Here is a 16457-nt window from a genome sequence, read left to right as displayed (position 1 = left end):
AACCGAAATAACGAGGTCGCCATGAAGGCTTACTGGATCGCTCACGTCGATGTCACCGACTTGGATCAATACGCGCAATACACCCAGCGTGCGCCAGCAGCGTTCGCGCTTTTTGGCGGCAAACTGCTGGCCCGTGGCGGGCGTTCCGAAGCGATGGAGGGCAGGGCGACGCCGCAACGCAGCGTGGTGATCGAGTTCGAATCCTACGAGCAGGCGCTGGCGTGTTACCACTCGGAGCAGTATCAGCAGGCGTGCGAGTACCGCCAAGGTGCGGCCAAGGCGGAGGTGATTATCGTCGAGGGGTATGAGTCTTGAGCGCTAGCCGGAGGGTTCAGCGGATGAAATGGATTTTTCCGCTGTCGTCATTGCCGATATAGATACCGTAGACCCCGGCTTGGCGTTCTTCTATGTAGCGTTCGAGGATCTGCCGGATGGCCGGGTAGTAGATGCTGTCCCAGGGAATGTCTTCGGGTGCGAAAAAGCGGCAGTCGAGGGTTTCCGGGCCATATTGCCCCGTGTTCTCCACGGCGATGGCGCGGAAGATAATGTAGACCTCGCTGATCTGCGGCACGCTGAAGATAGAGTAGGGCGAGATGATTTCTGCACGCACGCCCGTTTCTTCCCAAACCTCGCGCAGGGCTCCTTGCTCGGTGGTTTCGCCACTTTCCATAAAGCCTGCGGGGAGGGTCCAGGTGCCGGGACGTGGCGGGATCGCACGTTGGCACAGCAGGTACTTGCCGTCCTGCTCGATGATGCAGCCGGCAATGATCTTCGGGTTGATGTAATGAATGTAACCGCAGCCGCTGCACATCAAGCGCTCATGGGTGTCGCCAGGCGGGAGCTGATGACCGAGATCACTGCTACCGCATTGCGGGCAAAAGCGCGGGCTGGGCATGTTCAGCGACCTATGCGCGGTTCTTTGAGGGCGATGGGCGAGACGATTTCACGCACCTTGCCGGTTTCGTTCTGCTTTAACTTAAGATAGTCCAGCGCCACTTTGGCGGCTGCCCGCACATGGTCGACCGAGGCCTGATGCGCGGCCAACGGATCGCCACTCTTGATCGCCTCGACCATGCGTTCCATTTCCAGATTGCTGACGCCGCGACGGTTTTCCTGGGACACGGAGGTGGCCCGCAGGTAGCTGATGCGGGCCTGCAACTGGCGCAACTGGGTCGCCGCGACGTGATTGCCCGAGCCTTCCAGCAGAACGTCGTAGAAGCCTTGCACCGAGTCGAGTACTTGCTGCAGTTCGCCGTCTTTGAGCGCCTTGCGGTTCTCCTCGAGAGCTTTCTCCAGGGCGCGAATGTCCTTGGCTTTAGCTCTGAGGGTGAATAACTGGACGATCAGGCCTTCGAGCACGCAGCGCAGCTCATAGATATCGCAGGCGTCTTCCAGGGTGATGATCGCGACACTCGGACCCTTGGCGTCGGCGAATTCAACCAACCCTTCGGATTCCAGATGGCGCAGGGCTTCACGAACCGACGTACGGCTGACGCCCAGACGCTCGCAAAGATCTCGCTCGACCAGACGGTCTCCCGGCAAAAGCTGGAAGTTCATGATGGCGCTTCGCAGTTTATCCAGCACGATTTCGCGCAGGGTAATGGGGTTGCGATTGACTTTGAAGCTGTCGTCAAGTGGCAGGCGTTTCATTGGGGCCGCTCTGAGTGGGGCTGTCCATGCAAAAGGAGCACCTTGATCGAGGATCTGCGGCGCTCCAGTCATTATTCAAAACAATGGCGGAGTTTATCATGTCGGGTTCTTTAAGCGACAAGCCCTCAAAGCCCCCCCATCAAGGTGTATTTGAGTTCCAGGTAATCTTCAATGCCGTATTTCGACCCTTCGCGGCCGAGGCCCGAGGACTTGATTCCACCGAAGGGCGCGACTTCTGTGGAAATCAGCCCCTCGTTGATCCCGACCATGCCGTACTCCAGGCCTTCGCTCATGCGCCATGAACGGCCCAGATCGCGGGTGTAGCAATAGGCTGCGAGACCAAACTCAGTGTCGTTGGCCAGGCGCAAGGCCTCGCTTTCGCTGTCAAAGCGGAATACGGCGGCCAACGGACCGAAGGTCTCCTCGCGGGCGACTTTCATCTCGTGTGTCACCTCCGCGAGCACCGTTGGCTGGAAGAAACCATGGCCCAGCGCATGCCGTTCGCCGCCGCAGACCAGGCGAGCGCCTTTAGCCAGGGCATCCTGCACATGGTCCTCGACCTTGGCCACTGCCCGATCGTTGATCAATGGGCCTTGGCTGACGCCCTCGTCGAAACCGTCGCCGACCTTCAGTTCGCGGACACGCTCCTCAAGCCGGGCGACGAAAGCATCATGGATGCCGCTCTGCACGAGGAAGCGGTTGACGCAGACGCAGGTTTGTCCGGCGTTTCGAAATTTGGCGATTAAGGCGCCTTCGATCGCGCGCTCCAGGTCGGCATCGTCGAACACAATGAAGGGGGCATTACCGCCGAGTTCCAGAGAGACCTTTTTCAACGTCGAGGCACATTGGGCCATCAGTAACTTGCCAATGGTCGTGGAGCCGGTGAAGGACAGTTTGCGCACCTCGGGACTGCTGGTCAGCTCGGCGCCGATGGCAATAGCATCGCCCGTAATTACGTTGAAAATCCCTGCGGGAATGCCCGCCTGTTCCGCCTGTTCCGCCAGCACGGCCATGGCCAATGCCGAGAACGGTGTTTCCGGGGCCGGTTTGACGATGCACGGGCAACCGGCAGCCAGTGCCGGACCGGCTTTGCGGGTGATCATCGCCGCCGGGAAATTCCACGGAGTGATCGCCGCGACGACGCCAATTGGCTCCTTGCTGACGACGATCCGCGCATCGCCCTTGTGGCTGGGAATGGTGTCGCCATAGATGCGTTTGGCTTCTTCGGCGAACCACTCGATGAAACTGGCGGCATAGAGGACCTCACCCCTGGCTTCGGCCAGTGGCTTGCCTTGCTCCAGAGTAAGGATCTCGGCCAGGGCGTCGGCGTTTTCCAGCATCAACGCGTGCCAGCGCTTGAGCACCGTGCTGCGGTCTTTGGCCGTGCGTGCGCGCCAGGCCGGCCAGGCGGCATGGGCTGCGGCGATGGCTTCTCGGGCTTGTTCTGCACCGAGGTTCGGCACGTGACCGATGACTTCACCCGTGGCCGGGTTGTAGATGGCGTGGCGAGTACCGTTTTGGGCGTCACACCATTGGCCATTGATAAAGGCCTGCTGGCGAAACAGTTGCGAGGCTGCTGGGGTCATGCCGGCTCCCGGAAATAAAAAGGGGCCGCGACCGAATAGGGTGGCGTGCGGCCCTGAAACATTTGCTCAGGCGAGGGTGGGCAAGGGGCCCAGCTTGCCACGGTGATAGATCATCGGTGTCACCGGCTGATCAGGCAGAATCAGGTTCTTCACTGCCCCAACGATGATCGCGTGGTCGCCGCCATCGTATTCGCGCCACAGTTCACACTCGATGATCGCAGTGGCCTTGGCCAGCAGCGGGTTGCCGAGTTCGCTCAGGTGCCACTCGATGCCTTTGGCTTTGTCCTTACCTTTACCGGCGAAGGCGTAGGCCTCCGCCTGCTGATCCGCCGACAGCAAATGAATGGCGAATCGTTTGCTGTTGCGCAGGATCGGGTACGTATCGGAGGCGTAGTTGGGGCAAAACAGCACCAGTGCCGGGTCAATCGACAGCGCGCTGAAGGCGCTGGCAGTGATGCCGACGATGCCGCCTTCGGGGTCCAGGGTGGTGACCACTGTGACCCCGGAGGGGAAGGAGGCCATGACCTCCTTGTAAATGCCAGGTTCGATCATCTCAGGTCACCTCTCAACGCATGACAAAGGGGTCGGGCATCGGCGCCGACGACAGGTTGATCCACACGGTTTTCAGTTCGGTATAGGCCAGCACCGAATCGATGCCGCTTTCGCGACCGTAGCCGCTGTTCTTGAATCCGCCAATGGGCGCCATGGCCGAAACAGCACGGTAGGTGTTGACCCAGATGATCCCGGAGCGCACATCCCGCGCCATGCGGTGAGCGCGGCCCAGATCACGGGTCCAGATGCCTGCGGCGAGACCAAACTGCGAATCGTTGGCGATGGTCAGCGCCTCTGCTTCGTCCTTGAAACGGATCACTGACGCGACCGGGCCGAAGACTTCTTCTTGCATGATCTTCATCGAATTGCGGTCACATTCGAACAGGGTTGGCTCGTAATACCAGCCGTCATTGTCCATCTGCGGGCGCTTGCCACCCAGGCGCAGATGAGCACCTTCGGCGATGGCGTCGGCCACCAGGCCTTCGACGACGGCCAATTGCTGTGCGGTGGCCATCGGGCCCATCTCGCTGGCGTCGTCCTGCGGATTGCCGATACGAATCCGCTTGGCCCGTTCAACCAAACGCTCGACGAATTCGTCGTAGATTTCGTCTTGGACCAACAGGCGTGAACCGGATACACAGCTCTGTCCGGATGCGGCATAAATACCGGCGATGGCACCGTTGATCGCGCTGTCGAGGTCGGCGTCGGCGAAGATTATGTTCGGTGATTTGCCGCCCAGTTCCAGCGACAATTTGGCAAAGTTCTCGGCACTGCTGCGTACCACATGACGGGCCGTTGCCGCGCCGCCGGTAAAGGCGATTTTGCGCACCAGAGGGTGGCGGGTCAGGGCTGCACCGGTGCTGGGGCCATAGCCAGTAACAACGTTGACTACGCCTGGTGGGATACCCGCTTCCAGAGCCAGACGGGCCAGCTCGAGAACCGTTGCGGACGCATGTTCCGAGGGCTTGAGGACGATGGTGTTGCCGGCCGCGAGGGCTGGCGCCAGCTTGATCGCGGTCAGGTACAGCGGGCTGTTCCAGGGGATGATTCCGGCTACCACGCCCATGGGTTCATGCACGGTGTAGGCAAACAGGTCGGGCTTGTCCAACGGCAGGGTGCCGCCTTCGAGCTTGTCGGCCAGGCCTGCGGTGTAGTGAAAAAACTCGGGCAAGTAATTGACCTGACCCCGCGTCTCGCGGATCAGCTTGCCGTTATCGCGGCTTTCCAACTGCGCCAGTTGCTCTTTGTTTTCGGCGATCAGATCGCCAAGACGTCGCAGCAGTTTGCCGCGAGCGGTGGCGGTGAGACCGCGCCACGCCGGACTCTCGAATGCCTTTTGCGCAGCCTGGACGGCGCGCTCGACATCGGCTTCGTCTGCATCGGGCAGTTCGGCCCAGGCTTGGGCCAGTGCCGGGTTGAAGCTTTCGAAGGTCTTGCCGGAGAGGGCATCGACCCATTGGCCGTCGATGCACATTTGGAAGCGTGCGAGCGTCATGCAACGTTCCCCTTTGTTGGGTGTTGTCGGGTTTGTGCGGAGGCGAGAAAGTCCAGCAGCACCTGGTTGACCAGTCGCGGCGACTCCACCAGCATCATATGCCGTTGCTCGTCGAGGACAGCAACTTGCGCGCCAGGGATCCGTTCAGCCAATTGTCGGGCCATCTCCGGTGTCGAACCGGGGTCCAGCGCGCCGGTGGCAATCAGGGTCGGCACCTGAATGCTGCCCAGGTCCTCGGCGCGGTACATGTCTTGGGTGGCGAACAGCTCATACGTGGTCAGATAGCCCTGTGGGTCATTACCGGCCAGCGTCTGGCGGATCGCGGCAATCTGCCCAGGATTAGCAGCCTGGTATTCACGACTGAACCAGCGTGACAGCGCCGCCTCGGCATTCGCATCAGGGCCATGTTCGGCGGCTTGAGTCGTCCGCTCGTTGACCCCGGCGCGCTGTTCGGCGCTACGGTTGAACACGCTGTTGAGCACCACCAGCCCGAGCATGTGCTCTGGATAGTGCAAGGCGAACGCGCGAGCGACCAATCCACCCATGGAGAAACCAATCACCGTGGCTTGCGGCAGCTGCAAATGGTCGAGCAATTCCAGTAACTGATCGGCGTAGCCAAGCAGCCCGGTGCCTGGTTCCGGGCGCGGGCTGGCGCCATGCCCCAGCATGTCATAGGCAATCACGCGGTAGTGCGGAGCGAGACCAACGATCTGGCCGCCCCACATCTCTTTATTCAGGCCCACGCCATGGATCAGTACCACGGGTTGGCCTTGGCCGGTCGCCAGATAGCTGGTGCCGGCCGGGGTACGTTCAGCGGTGAGCCGAATCATGGATCGCTCCTGCAAATCTTATGGGTTACTGGGCTTTCTCTGCGGCCAGTTCTTCCAGATCGATGTAACGATTGCCGATGCGTGGGTGCAGACGACCCCCGTTGGCACAACCGAGGACAACAACGATCTCATCCGCGCGCGGGGCGTCTTCAATCTGCATTTCCAGGGTGATGTAGTGCGAACGCAGACCTTCATCGTCTTTATGCATCATCGGAATCTGGATCGACGTGCCTGGACCACCGCGCTTGTTAGTGAAGCTCAAGTAGCTTTTGGCTTTGACTGCTTCGCGGTAATGGTTGCCGAAACGCAGGGTGTGGATCACCGCAGAGGCGTGCTCGATTTCTCCATCGGCGCCGACCACGGCCGCTTTGCCATAGGCTTCGATCTTGTCCGCACCGCCGATGGTGGCAATCAGACGCTCGACCATCAGTGCGCCCAGATCGGAGCAGTTGGCCCGAATTTCTGGCTTCAAATCTTCAACAAAACCACGACCCAACCATGGGTTTTTGATGACAACAGCCAAGCCAACCATGGTCACTGGGGTATCTGTGGCTTTGCCGCCCTCGATGAAGGTTTCTTCGATGTAGCTGACGATTTTGCGAATTTCAAAACTCATGAGCGGCTCCAGAAAAGAGGGAGGGGGAATGCGTCGCTGTATGATGGTATACCATAATATTGCGTATGCAAGCCCCAGCTGCATGTTCATGAAAGGGGAAGACGACGGAAGGTAGGGACGTGAAGCGTTGGCCGGTTAAGGATGGGTATTGCGGGGGGGCAGGCGGCGGTGTTTGCGCTTAAACAGGAGGGAGTCGCCGCCTGACAGGATGACGCGGTGGGCATCACCGTTCGGCAGTTCGGGCATGCGCACTTACTACACGGACGCCGGGCACCGCTGGTTTCGCGGTATGGATGCCCGGATCTTGGGTGCACCAGCAATGGGGGGATTAGGGTGCCTTCAGCTCACACTTACATCCCGCATCAACAACCCGAAATGCAAGTCCACCGCATCCGGTATTGGTAAATACACCGTATGACCATCCCCTGGTGCAACCTCGGTCGGCTCACCTTTGACGTTCTGCAACTGATGCAGATCGAAGTGGAAGTTGCCCTTGGGCGTCATCAGCTCCATGTGGTCGCCCAGGCCAAAGCGATTCTTGACCTTTACTTCGGCCAATCCATCACGCCGCTCGCCGGTCAGTTCGCCGACAAACTGCTGTCGCTCCGAAACCGAGCTGCCGTTCTGGTAGTTCTGGTATTCATCATGCACATGCCGACGCAGGAAACCCTCGGTGTAGCCGCGCTGAGCCAGGGATTCCAGATCGGTCATCAGGCTACGGTCGAACTCGCGGCCAGCCACCGCATCGTCGATTGCCTGGCGATAGACCTGAGTGGTCCGCGCGCAATAGAAGTGAGATTTGGTCCGGCCTTCGATCTTCAGTGAGTGCACGCCCATCTGCGTCAGCCGCTCGACATGCTGTACGGCGCGCAAGTCTTTGGAATTCATGATGTAGGTGCCGTGCTCGTCCTCGAAGGCCGGCATCAGTTCATCCGGTCGATTGGCTTCCTGCAACAGGAACACCTGATCGGTCGGCGCGCCGGTACCCAGAGTCGGTTCGGGCTGGAAGGTCTGAACGATCTCGCCGAGCTGATTTTCCGTGGCTTCCTGGGCCGAGTATTTCCAGCGGCAGGCATTGGTGCAGCTACCTTGGTTAGCATCGCGCTTGTTCATGTAGCCCGACAGCAAGCAGCGGCCGGAGTAGGCCATGCACAGCGCGCCGTGGACAAACACTTCCAGTTCCATGGCTGGCACTTGCTGACGAATTTCAGCGATTTCTTCCAGGGACAGTTCCCGGGACAGAATGATCCGGCTCACGCCCTGTTGCTGCCAGAACTCGACACTGGCCCAGTTCACCGTGTTGGCCTGCACTGACAGGTGGATCGGCATCTGCGGGAAGTGTCGGCGTACCAGCATGATCAGGCCAGGGTCGGACATGATCAGCGCGTCCGGGGCCATGGCAATCACCGGCTCCAGGTCTTTCAGGAAGGTCTTGAGCTTGGCGTTGTGCGGCGCGATGTTCACCACCACGTAGAAGCGCTTACCCTGGGCCTGGGCTTCTTGAATGCCGAGGGCCAGGTTGGCGTGATCGAATTCGTTGTTGCGCACTCGTAAGCTGTAGCGCGGCTGGCCGGCGTACACCGCATCTGCGCCGTAGGCGAAGGCATAACGCATGTTTTTCAGGGTACCAGCGGGGGCGAGCAGTTCCGGGGTTGAGAGGGTCATGGCAGCGTCGGTCGCAAAAACCGCTGAGGGTAATCGGCTTGCCCGTGGGGTTTATTGATCTGGATCTATGCTTGGTGAACAAACGCATGGCACTACAAATTGCTGTTGGTATAGAGCCGGGTGCAAAGAGCCTGCTCTGAGTGTCAGGCGTTGAAACCCATCTCGGCAGAGATCAGGCGGGCGCTGTCCAGCAGCATGTTCTTGAAGCGTTCGCGATTTTCAGGATTGTCCATGATCGCGTCTGGCCCGGACAGGTTGATGGCCGCGACCACGGCGCCCCGATGATCACGAATGCCGGTGGCGATAGCGGTGGAGTAGTCAGAGCGGTGCAGTACCCAGCCCAGTTGCCGGTCCTGCTCGGCGATTTGTTGCAGCTCGGGCAAGGTTTTGGGCGCGGGTGCCGGGTAATCGTCCAAGCGTACGTGCTGATACAGGCTGATCAGGGTGGCTTCGCTCACGTCGCTGAGCAGCACCCGGCCCAGCGCCGTGCAGTGACAGGCGATCCGGGTGCCAATGGGCACGTTGACCGACAATCGTTGAGAGGCGAAGGCGCGGTAGATATAGACGCTGTCGGTCTGCTCGCGCACAGCCAGGTGGCACGACAGCGAGCTGCGATCACGCAGGATGTTGAGGTAGGGGATCGCGACGTCCACCAAGTCGCGGCTGGCCAGGTAGGTGAAGCCATCGGCGATGACCTGCGGGCCGAGTTCATAGGTGTTCTTCGCGACTTTCTTCAGGTAGCCCATGCCATTGAGCGTCTGCACGATGCGGTAGATCGACGACACGCTGACCCCCAGGCGTTCGGCGATGTCGTTCATGCTCAGCACCCGTTCGGCGCTGCTGAACAGCTGCAAAATCCACAGCCCGCGTTGCAGGGCCGGAACACGGTAATCGCTGTCTTGCGAGGGCTCTTCAATGCTATTCACAGCGTCTCCTGGGTGTCAGCGGCGATCATAAATCCATTGCAGGAGCTGCCGAAGGCTGCTCCTGCAGAGGATTGCGATCTCCTGTGGGCGAATTATTTCGCGTTCATGGGCTATGCCAACAACGCATCGACCCCAACAGGCTTGCCACCAAACTCCTGCATGGCATCCAGTAACGCGTCCCACAAATATTGGGCCGAAGCCCGATCACACAGGATGTGGAACAGTGGCAAGTCCGGTTGCGAGCCGTTGATGATGATTGCGCTCATCCGTGCCACTGAGGTTTGCGCCACGGCACCCGGGGCGAATGCCTGTTGGCGCAGATCGACGCCGCAGACCTTGGCCATTACTGAACTGATGTGTTCGCCGGTCAGCACCAGCCATGCGTGACTGTCCTGACGTGGCAGCAAATAGCAGCCCTTTTCGGATAACTGCCACTGGTCTTCGAGCTTCTGCAAGCGTGCACCGGCATCCTGAAAACTGCCCAGCAGGAAATACTCGGTCTGCGAAAGGCGGGCGACATGGCTGCCATCGCCTTGCGTTACACAGCGATTGGGTGCGGTCGGCAGATCGAATTGCTCCGCGTGCAGATGCGCAGCGGCATCGACCCCACGAAAGCCGACCCGCGCCAGATTACTCAGGTCAAGCAGGGCGCAGCGGGCCAGTTGTGCTGTTTCGTCCTGCTCGGCATAGCGGCTGACGATCAGGCTGTCACCCAGGCGTGCCAGTCGGGCGGTGGCCTGCAGCGTATACAGAGGGCTGCGCTGGCGAAAATCTTTGGCGTTAAGAGTGACCATGCTTACAACTCCTGGCGTTTGCTGTCGACATCGAAGAACGGCAGTTTGACCACCGTGGCCTGTACCACTTCACCGCCTTCCACCCGAATCGGAATCTGCTGGCCGGGGACGCTTTGATCGACGGCGGCATACGCTAGACCGATGATCATGCCCAGCGTCGGCGAGTACTCGCAGGAGGTGACGTTGCCGCTGATGTCCGGTCCTTTGAGCACCAGATGACCTTCCAGTGGCTGACTGCTGCCTTTGGGCAGGCTGAAACCGACCAGTTTGCGCTTGAGCGGCTGGGCTTCGAGGATGTCCACGGAGCGGCGCCCGACAAAAAACGGTTTCTTGCGGGAGATGGCCCAGCCCATGTCGATCTCTGCCGGATGGGTCATGCCATCGGTGTCCTGGCTGATGATCACGTGGCCCTTTTCCAGGCGCAGCAAACGTTGGGCTTCGACGCCGAACGGGCGAATGCCGTGTGCCTGGCCCGCATCCATCAGTGTGTCCCACAGGTATTCGGCATAACGTGCCTGCACATGGATTTCATAACCCAGCTCGCCGACGAAACCGACGCGCATGACCCGCGCCGCGATCCCTGCAACGGTGCCCTGACGCACGCCCAAATAGGGGAAGGCGTCAGGCGACAGGTCGATATCGACGCAGAGCTTTTCCAGTACTTCGCGCGAGTGAGGTCCGGCCAGGTTGACTGCTGCGATGGCGGCAGTGACGTTGGCGATATCGACGTTCAGACGCCATTGCACGTTCCACTTGAGCATCGCCTGGTAGATCCGGTCGACGCCGCTGGTGGTGGCCGTGACATAAAAATGCTGATCGGCCAGTCGCGCACAGACACCGTCGTCGATCACTACCCCGTGTTCGTTGGTCATCAGCGCATACCGAGTGCGGCCGATGGGTTGTTTGGCAAAGGCGAAGGTGTACATCCGCTCCAGCAGCTCGGCGGCGTCCGGGCCACGAATATCCAAGCCGCCAAGGGTCGAGACGTCGATCAGCCCTACGCCCTGGCGTACGTGAAGAGCTTCTTCCTGCATGCAGCGTTCACGTGTCGCTGGCTGACCTTTTTCATCCTTGAACGTGTAATAGGCCGGACGTTGCCAGTTGCCTGCCGGCATCATTTTCGCGCCCGCTTGCAGGTGGCGGTTATGAATCGCGGTACGACGAATCGGGTCAAAGCTGCGTCCGGCGATATGCGCCAGTTTTTCCGCTTCGAAGGGCGGACGCGCCGTGGTAACCCCGGTTTCGCTGACGGTGCGCTGGGTACTGGCGGCAACCAGTCGCGCCGTTGGCAAGGCGGAATGACGGCCTTGGGACGGCCCCATGCCCACCGTGGAAAAGCGTTTGACCAACTGCACGTCGCGGTACCCGTGGCGTGTAGCGTTGATGATGTCGCGGATTTGCAGGTCTTCATCGAAATCGACGAATTCCTTGCCACTTGGGTGGGGGAAAATCGGCCAGTCGAAGTTAACCCGCTGTTCCGGGCTTAAGGTCTGCTCCTGATAGTCCGCTGACAGTCCCAGTGCCGCCGCCGCTTGTGCACCGACTTTGGCGCCATCCTTGAGTACGTTTTCCAGCAGATGACGACCGTTCACGGAGCCGGCGATGGCCAGGTTTTTCGGCAGGCCAGTGATGGCGAACTCGGCCGAAGGGTCGGCGTAGGCCAACTTACCGCCTGCCTGACACGCCAGTTGATAGACCGGCATGTAACCGGCAGTCATGCACAGCAGGTCGCAATCGAGTTGCAGGCTGCCTTGGTCGACTTCGCCACGGCGTGTGATCCGCCGGACATCGACGCCGCTGATATGGCGCATGCCCTTACTGTGCAAGGCTTCATAAACCGTGTGTTGCAGGTGCACGGTGATGCCCAGGCGTTTGAGCTCTGCAGCCAGGCGCGCATCGTCTGCGCTGTTGCGCATGTCGACCACGGCGGCGACGTCGACACCCTGTTCTATCAGGTCCAGGGCGGTGCGATAGCCGTCGTCATTGCCGGTAAGGACCACCGCACGCTTGCCGGGTTTGACCGCGTAAAGCTTCATCAGGCGCTGGGCTGCGCTGCACAGCATCACGCCGGGCAGGTCGTTGTTGCGGAAAATCACCGGCTGGTCGAAAGCGCCGGAGGCGATGATGCATTGGCTGGCGCGCACTTTGTACATGCGCTTGTCTTTGATCACCGGCAGGTAATTGTCGGTGAACCAGCCATTACACGTGGCTTCGGTGAGAACCTGGATGTTGGCATGCTGGCTGACTGCATCTACCAGTGCCTGGCGCACTTTATCGGCTTGCGTGCCCTGTACGTCGAAGCGTGCATAGGTGAGCGCACCACCCAGCAGACGCTGTTGTTCGATCAGCAATACCTTGGCCCCGGCATTGGCGGCGGTCAGTGCCGCCTGCAAACCGGCGGGACCGGCACCCACCACGGCCAGGTCGACGAACAGGTAAGCCTTGTCGTAATACTCGGGTTTGAAGTCCAGGTTGAGGATGCCCAGCCCGGCTTTCTTGCGGATCAGCGGCTCCCATATTTTCCACATGCCCTTGGGCTTGTAGAACGAACGGTAATAAAACCCCACGGGCATGAACCGTGAGAACTTGCCCAGCAGCGCATCGCGGTCGTTGTCCAATGTGCCGCTGTAGTTCTGCCCACTGACTTCGGCACCGGCTTGCAGCCAATGGGTATCGGCCAGCACGTTGGGTTCATCTGGCAGTTGCACCAGGGTGTTCGCATCTTGCCCTGCCATGGTCAACGGTCCGCGAGGGCGGTGATATTTGAATGAGCGCGAGAGCAAATAACGGCCATTGCCGAGCAGGGCGCTGGCGATGCTGTCGCCGGCAAAACCGGTATAGGCCTTGCCATCGAAGTTGAACGCCAGTGGACGCTGACGATCAATCAGCAAGCCCATGGGCAACGGCAAGCGGCTTTCAAAAGTGGAATCAGGCTGGCTCATTGCTGTGCTCCGCAGGGCTGAACTCGACGCGCTGGTTATAGACTTCCCGGGCATCGAAGGTACGCAGGATTTCATCGGTGACGGTGTGTCGTTCGGCCAGGAACCAGTAGCTGGACGCGTTGTGCATCCACCACTCACGGACCACGCCTGCGGCGTTTTCGCTGTTGAACACGTAATGTGCCCATTGCGCATCGCTGCAGGTGGTCGGGTCAGGCATGTCCTTGAACTCGCCGCCGTAGGTGAATTCGGTGATGTTTCGCGGCCCGTTCAGCGGGCAATTCATGACTTTCATACGGTTTGCCCCTTAGTGGCTGGCCGCCGTAGCGCCCATCTCGTTGACTTGCTGGAAGGTCGAAAACCGCTCCAGACCGAAGGGTTTGATCAGGTCCGGCACCTTGCCGCCGGAGGCGACCAGTTCGGCCATGGTCTTGCCGCAGATCGGCGTGGCCTTGAATCCCCACGTGCCCCAGCCCGCGTCGAGGTAATAGTTTTCGACCGGCGACAGGCCCATGATCGGGCTGTAGTCGGGGGTCATATCGGTGATGCCGGCCCACTGGCGCATCAGTTTGGCGTTGGCCAGGAAGGGGAACATTTCGATAGCAGCGGAAATCAGGCTTTCCTTCAGGTCCAGGGTCGAGCGGGTGTTGTACAGCGGGTAGGGGTCGGAACCGCCGCCGAACACCACTTCGCCACGGCCGGTCTGCTGCACATAGCAGTGCAGGGCCGACGAACTCACCAATGGGTCGAGAAATGGCTTGAACGGTTGGGTGACCATCGCTTGCAGGGGATAGCAGACGATGGGCATTTCGATCTTGGCTTTTTTGGCCATCAATGAACTGTGCCCGGCCACGGCCTGTACCGCGCAACCGCACTGGATCGTGCCGCGGTTGGTTTTTACGGCGGTGATCCTGCCGTTTTCGATGATCAGGTCCTGAACTTCGGTCAGCTGATGGATTTCGACTCCGCGTTTCGCTGCGCCCTTGGCATAACCCCAGGCCACGGCGTCATGACGCGCAGTGCCGCCGTCGATATGCCACAGCCCGGCCAGTACCGGCAGGTGCCCGGGGTCTAAATTGAGGCTCGGCACCAGTTCGCGAATCTGCTGGCGGTCGACCATTTCCGTACGGCCGCCGAAGTGCTTGTTCACTTCCGCGCGTTGGCGGAAGGCGCGTACGGTGGCGTCGGTGTGGGCCAGGGTCAGTTGGCCTCGCTCGGAATACATGATGTTGAAGTCGAACTCGTTGGACAGGTCCTTGAACAGCTTCACCGACTCGCTGTAGAACTTCACACCCTCGCTGGTCAGGTAGTTGGAACGGATCACCGCTGTGTTACGTGCGGTATTGCCGCCGCCCAGATAGGACTTTTCCAGCACAGCGACGTTAGTGATGCCGTGGTACTTGGCCAGGTAATAGGCAATTGCCACGCCGTGACCACCGCCGCCGATGATGACTACATCGTAGGAGGACTTGAGTTCCTTGGGCGGCGGCAGGTCCATTTCTGCCGTGTACTCGGCAGAAAGGCCATATTTCAAGAGATTGAATGGCATCACGCCTCCTGAGGCGAAGTGTGAGTGGTCGCGAGTTCAGCGGCGCGCAGCAACTGTCTGCGCGTGGCGGTCACGGTGTTTTTCAGCAGAAAGGCGATGGTCATCGGGCCGACACCACCGGGAACCGGGGTAATGGCGCTGGCAACGGTGCGGGCGCTGGCGTAATCGACGTCACCCACCAGTCGGCTGCCCTGTTCGGTGTCGATGCGATTGATCCCGACATCGATCACCACCGCGCCGGGCTTGAGCCAGCTGGCGTCGATCATCTGCGGGCGGCCGACGGCAGCCACTACGATGTCTGCCAGACGGCACAGCGCGGCAGCATCGACGCTGCGCGAGTGCACCACGGTGACCGAGCAATTGGCTTGCAGCAGCAGGGTGGCCATGGGTTTACCGACGATGTTCGAGCGGCCGATGACCACTGCATGCTTACCACTCAGGTCGCCGCACGTGTCGTGCAACAGGCGCATGCAGCCGCTAGGTGTGCAGGGCGTCAACACGTCCTGGCCCTGGACCAGCCCGCCGACGTTTTGCCGATGGAAACCGTCGACATCTTTAGCCGGGTCGATGGCTTGAATGACCACACCTTCGTCAATGTGGGCAGGTACCGGCAGTTGCACCAGAATGCCATTGACCTCAGGGTTGGCATTCAATTCGGCGATGACTGCCAGCAATTGCGCCTGGCTGGTGGTCGCGGGCAGACACTGCTCCAACGAGCGAATGCCGGCTTCTTTGGCGCGCAGGATCTTGTTGCGCACGTAGACCTGACTGGCCGGGTCTTCGCCCACCAACACCACGGCCAGCGTGGGCGTGACCTGTTGCAGTGCGAGTTCGCGGACGTCGGCAGCAACTTCACTGAGTACTTGGGCTGCGATGGCTTTCCCGTCGATATCGCGGGCGAGTGGAATGGGGCTGTTCATCGGAAGATCACCGTTTTTTCGCGATTGATAAACACCCGGTGTTGCAGGTGATATTTGACGGCCTTGGACAGCGCGACGGTTTCCGTATCGCGTCCGATACTCACCAGATCGTCGGCTTTGTGCGCATGATCGACGCGTTGCACTTCCTGCTCGATGATCGGGCCTTCGTCTAGGTCCGAGGTGACGTAGTGGGCCGTTGCACCGATCAGCTTGACCCCGCGCTGGTGGGCTTGATGGTACGGCTTGGCACCCTTGAAACCCGGAAGGAACGAGTGATGGATGTTGATCGCCCGGCCCGACAATTGCTTGCACAGGTCATCGGAGAGGATTTGCATGTAGCGCGCCAGCACCACCAGATCGGTCTGCGTCTCTTCAACGATTTTCAGCAACGCGGCTTCCTGCTGGGACTTGGTGTCTTTGGTCACTGGCAAGTAGATGAAACGGATGCCCTCGCGCTCGGCCATGGGCCGTAGGTCCAGGTGGTTGGAGACGATGGCGGTGATCTGCATGTCCATCTCGCCTTTGTGGTGGCGGTACAGCAGATCGGTGAGGCAGTGGTCGAATTTGCTGACCATGATCAGCACGCGCATCGGATTGGCGACCGTGTGCAGTTGCCAGTCCATATTCAGCGCCGTGGCCACTTCATTGAAGTCCAGACGCAGCGTATCGATGTCGCCCTTGACGCCGCTGTTGAAGCGAAACACGGCGCGCATGAAGAACTGGCTGGTTTCTTCGTCGTCGAACTGGGCCAGCTCGCTGATGTAGCAGCGGTTGTCGGCCAGGAAAGACGTCACGGCGGCGACGATACCCGACGTCGCTGGACAGCTGATCTTGAAAATGAAGTGGTCCGGATCGGTGCTCATTACGGGTCCTCGCAGGGAGACATGCGCGCTGAATGTTCATGGGGGGGGATTTAATTCAGGGATGAATAAAAA

At 60.1% G+C, this 16457-nt stretch carries 16 protein-coding genes; 1 reads left to right on the top strand and 15 read right to left on the bottom strand.

What is annotated here, in order from left to right; genetic code table 11:
* Positions 1–21 precede the first annotated feature (21 nt).
* The gene (locus ACVBEG_RS12350) at positions 22–315 is read left to right on the top strand and encodes a DUF1330 domain-containing protein (RefSeq protein WP_322178992.1); all 294 of its coding nucleotides are present in this window, start codon (positions 22–24) and stop codon (positions 313–315) included.
* A gap of 16 nt (positions 316–331) precedes the next feature.
* Here ACVBEG_RS12350 and ACVBEG_RS12345 read toward each other — a convergent pair whose 3' ends face one another.
* The 15 genes from ACVBEG_RS12345 to purU all read right to left on the bottom strand — a co-directional run bounded on the left by ACVBEG_RS12345 (position 332) and on the right by purU (position 16385).
* The gene (locus ACVBEG_RS12345) at positions 332–895 is read right to left on the bottom strand and encodes an NUDIX hydrolase (protein WP_322178993.1); all 564 of its coding nucleotides are present in this window, start codon (positions 893–895) and stop codon (positions 332–334) included.
* 2 nt (positions 896–897) lie between these two features.
* On the bottom strand, positions 898–1650 hold the full coding sequence (locus ACVBEG_RS12340) for a GntR family transcriptional regulator (RefSeq protein ID WP_322178994.1): 753 nt from the start codon (positions 1648–1650) through the stop codon (positions 898–900).
* A gap of 125 nt (positions 1651–1775) precedes the next feature.
* Complete coding sequence (locus tag ACVBEG_RS12335; RefSeq protein ID WP_447107771.1) at positions 1776–3236, bottom strand: NAD-dependent succinate-semialdehyde dehydrogenase; 1461 nt, start codon at positions 3234–3236, stop codon at positions 1776–1778.
* Positions 3237–3302: 66 nt separating this feature from the next.
* A complete protein-coding gene (locus ACVBEG_RS12330; RefSeq protein ID WP_322178996.1) occupies positions 3303–3788 on the bottom strand; it encodes a flavin reductase family protein in 486 nt (161 codons plus the stop codon).
* A gap of 13 nt (positions 3789–3801) precedes the next feature.
* Positions 3802–5283 carry an aldehyde dehydrogenase gene (locus ACVBEG_RS12325; RefSeq protein WP_322178997.1) on the bottom strand — a complete coding sequence of 494 codons (1482 nt, stop codon included), beginning with the start codon at positions 5281–5283 and terminating at the stop codon, positions 3802–3804.
* Entirely contained in the window at positions 5280–6113 is an 834-nt protein-coding gene (locus ACVBEG_RS12320; protein ID WP_322178998.1) for an alpha/beta fold hydrolase, read from the bottom strand. Before ACVBEG_RS12320 ends, ACVBEG_RS12325 begins: the two co-directional genes overlap by 4 nt.
* Before the next feature lie 25 nt (positions 6114–6138).
* Positions 6139–6729: an amino acid synthesis family protein gene (locus ACVBEG_RS12315; protein WP_322216601.1), complete on the bottom strand. Its 591-nt coding sequence runs from the start codon at positions 6727–6729 to the stop codon at positions 6139–6141.
* A gap of 339 nt (positions 6730–7068) precedes the next feature.
* Positions 7069–8394: a prephenate-dependent tRNA uridine(34) hydroxylase TrhP gene (gene trhP, locus ACVBEG_RS12310; RefSeq protein WP_322179000.1), complete on the bottom strand. Its 1326-nt coding sequence runs from the start codon at positions 8392–8394 to the stop codon at positions 7069–7071.
* Between the two features lie 143 nt (positions 8395–8537).
* Positions 8538–9320 carry an IclR family transcriptional regulator gene (locus ACVBEG_RS12305; protein WP_322179001.1) on the bottom strand — a complete coding sequence of 261 codons (783 nt, stop codon included), beginning with the start codon at positions 9318–9320 and terminating at the stop codon, positions 8538–8540.
* 110 nt (positions 9321–9430) lie between these two features.
* Entirely contained in the window at positions 9431–10114 is a 684-nt protein-coding gene (locus tag ACVBEG_RS12300) for a sarcosine oxidase subunit gamma (RefSeq protein ID WP_322179002.1), read from the bottom strand.
* Between the two features lie 2 nt (positions 10115–10116).
* Positions 10117–13056, bottom strand: coding sequence for a 2Fe-2S iron-sulfur cluster-binding protein (locus tag ACVBEG_RS12295; protein ID WP_447107770.1), 2940 nt, complete (start codon positions 13054–13056; stop codon positions 10117–10119).
* A complete protein-coding gene (locus ACVBEG_RS12290) occupies positions 13043–13348 on the bottom strand; it encodes a sarcosine oxidase subunit delta (protein WP_322179004.1) in 306 nt (101 codons plus the stop codon). Before ACVBEG_RS12290 ends, ACVBEG_RS12295 begins: the two co-directional genes overlap by 14 nt.
* Before the next feature lie 12 nt (positions 13349–13360).
* Positions 13361–14602: an FAD-dependent oxidoreductase gene (locus ACVBEG_RS12285; protein WP_322179005.1), complete on the bottom strand. Its 1242-nt coding sequence runs from the start codon at positions 14600–14602 to the stop codon at positions 13361–13363.
* Positions 14602–15522 carry a bifunctional methylenetetrahydrofolate dehydrogenase/methenyltetrahydrofolate cyclohydrolase FolD gene (folD, locus tag ACVBEG_RS12280; RefSeq protein ID WP_447107769.1) on the bottom strand — a complete coding sequence of 307 codons (921 nt, stop codon included), beginning with the start codon at positions 15520–15522 and terminating at the stop codon, positions 14602–14604. The genes ACVBEG_RS12285 and folD overlap by 1 nt, the downstream gene beginning before the upstream one ends.
* Positions 15519–16385: a formyltetrahydrofolate deformylase gene (purU, locus tag ACVBEG_RS12275; protein WP_447107768.1), complete on the bottom strand. Its 867-nt coding sequence runs from the start codon at positions 16383–16385 to the stop codon at positions 15519–15521. The genes folD and purU overlap by 4 nt, the downstream gene beginning before the upstream one ends.
* Positions 16386–16457: the final 72 nt, after the last annotated feature.

It is taken from the genome of Pseudomonas sp. GG8 (assembly GCF_052976945.1).
This window is presented reverse-complemented; position numbering and strand designations above follow the sequence as displayed.

Bases quoted from the DNA above. Each gene is read 5' to 3' on its own strand.
- ACVBEG_RS12320 (WP_322178998.1), bottom strand. From the start codon at position 6,113: ATGATTCGGCTCACCGCTGAACGTACCCCGGCCGGCACCAGCTATCTG.
- purU (WP_447107768.1), bottom strand. From the start codon at position 16,385: ATGAGCACCGATCCGGACCACTTCATTTTCAAGATCAGCTGTCCAGCG.
- ACVBEG_RS12295 (WP_447107770.1), bottom strand. From the start codon at position 13,056: ATGAGCCAGCCTGATTCCACTTTTGAAAGCCGCTTGCCGTTGCCCATG.
- ACVBEG_RS12335 (WP_447107771.1), bottom strand. From the start codon at position 3,236: ATGACCCCAGCAGCCTCGCAACTGTTTCGCCAGCAGGCCTTTATCAAT.
- ACVBEG_RS12340 (WP_322178994.1), bottom strand. From the start codon at position 1,650: ATGAAACGCCTGCCACTTGACGACAGCTTCAAAGTCAATCGCAACCCC.
- ACVBEG_RS12315 (WP_322216601.1), bottom strand. From the start codon at position 6,729: ATGAGTTTTGAAATTCGCAAAATCGTCAGCTACATCGAAGAAACCTTC.
- ACVBEG_RS12350 (WP_322178992.1), top strand. From the start codon at position 22: ATGAAGGCTTACTGGATCGCTCACGTCGATGTCACCGACTTGGATCAA.
- ACVBEG_RS12290 (WP_322179004.1), bottom strand. From the start codon at position 13,348: ATGAAAGTCATGAATTGCCCGCTGAACGGGCCGCGAAACATCACCGAA.
- ACVBEG_RS12330 (WP_322178996.1), bottom strand. From the start codon at position 3,788: ATGATCGAACCTGGCATTTACAAGGAGGTCATGGCCTCCTTCCCCTCC.
- ACVBEG_RS12300 (WP_322179002.1), bottom strand. From the start codon at position 10,114: ATGGTCACTCTTAACGCCAAAGATTTTCGCCAGCGCAGCCCTCTGTAT.
- ACVBEG_RS12325 (WP_322178997.1), bottom strand. From the start codon at position 5,283: ATGACGCTCGCACGCTTCCAAATGTGCATCGACGGCCAATGGGTCGAT.
- folD (WP_447107769.1), bottom strand. From the start codon at position 15,522: ATGAACAGCCCCATTCCACTCGCCCGCGATATCGACGGGAAAGCCATC.
- ACVBEG_RS12285 (WP_322179005.1), bottom strand. From the start codon at position 14,602: ATGCCATTCAATCTCTTGAAATATGGCCTTTCTGCCGAGTACACGGCA.
- ACVBEG_RS12345 (WP_322178993.1), bottom strand. From the start codon at position 895: ATGCCCAGCCCGCGCTTTTGCCCGCAATGCGGTAGCAGTGATCTCGGT.
- trhP (WP_322179000.1), bottom strand. From the start codon at position 8,394: ATGACCCTCTCAACCCCGGAACTGCTCGCCCCCGCTGGTACCCTGAAA.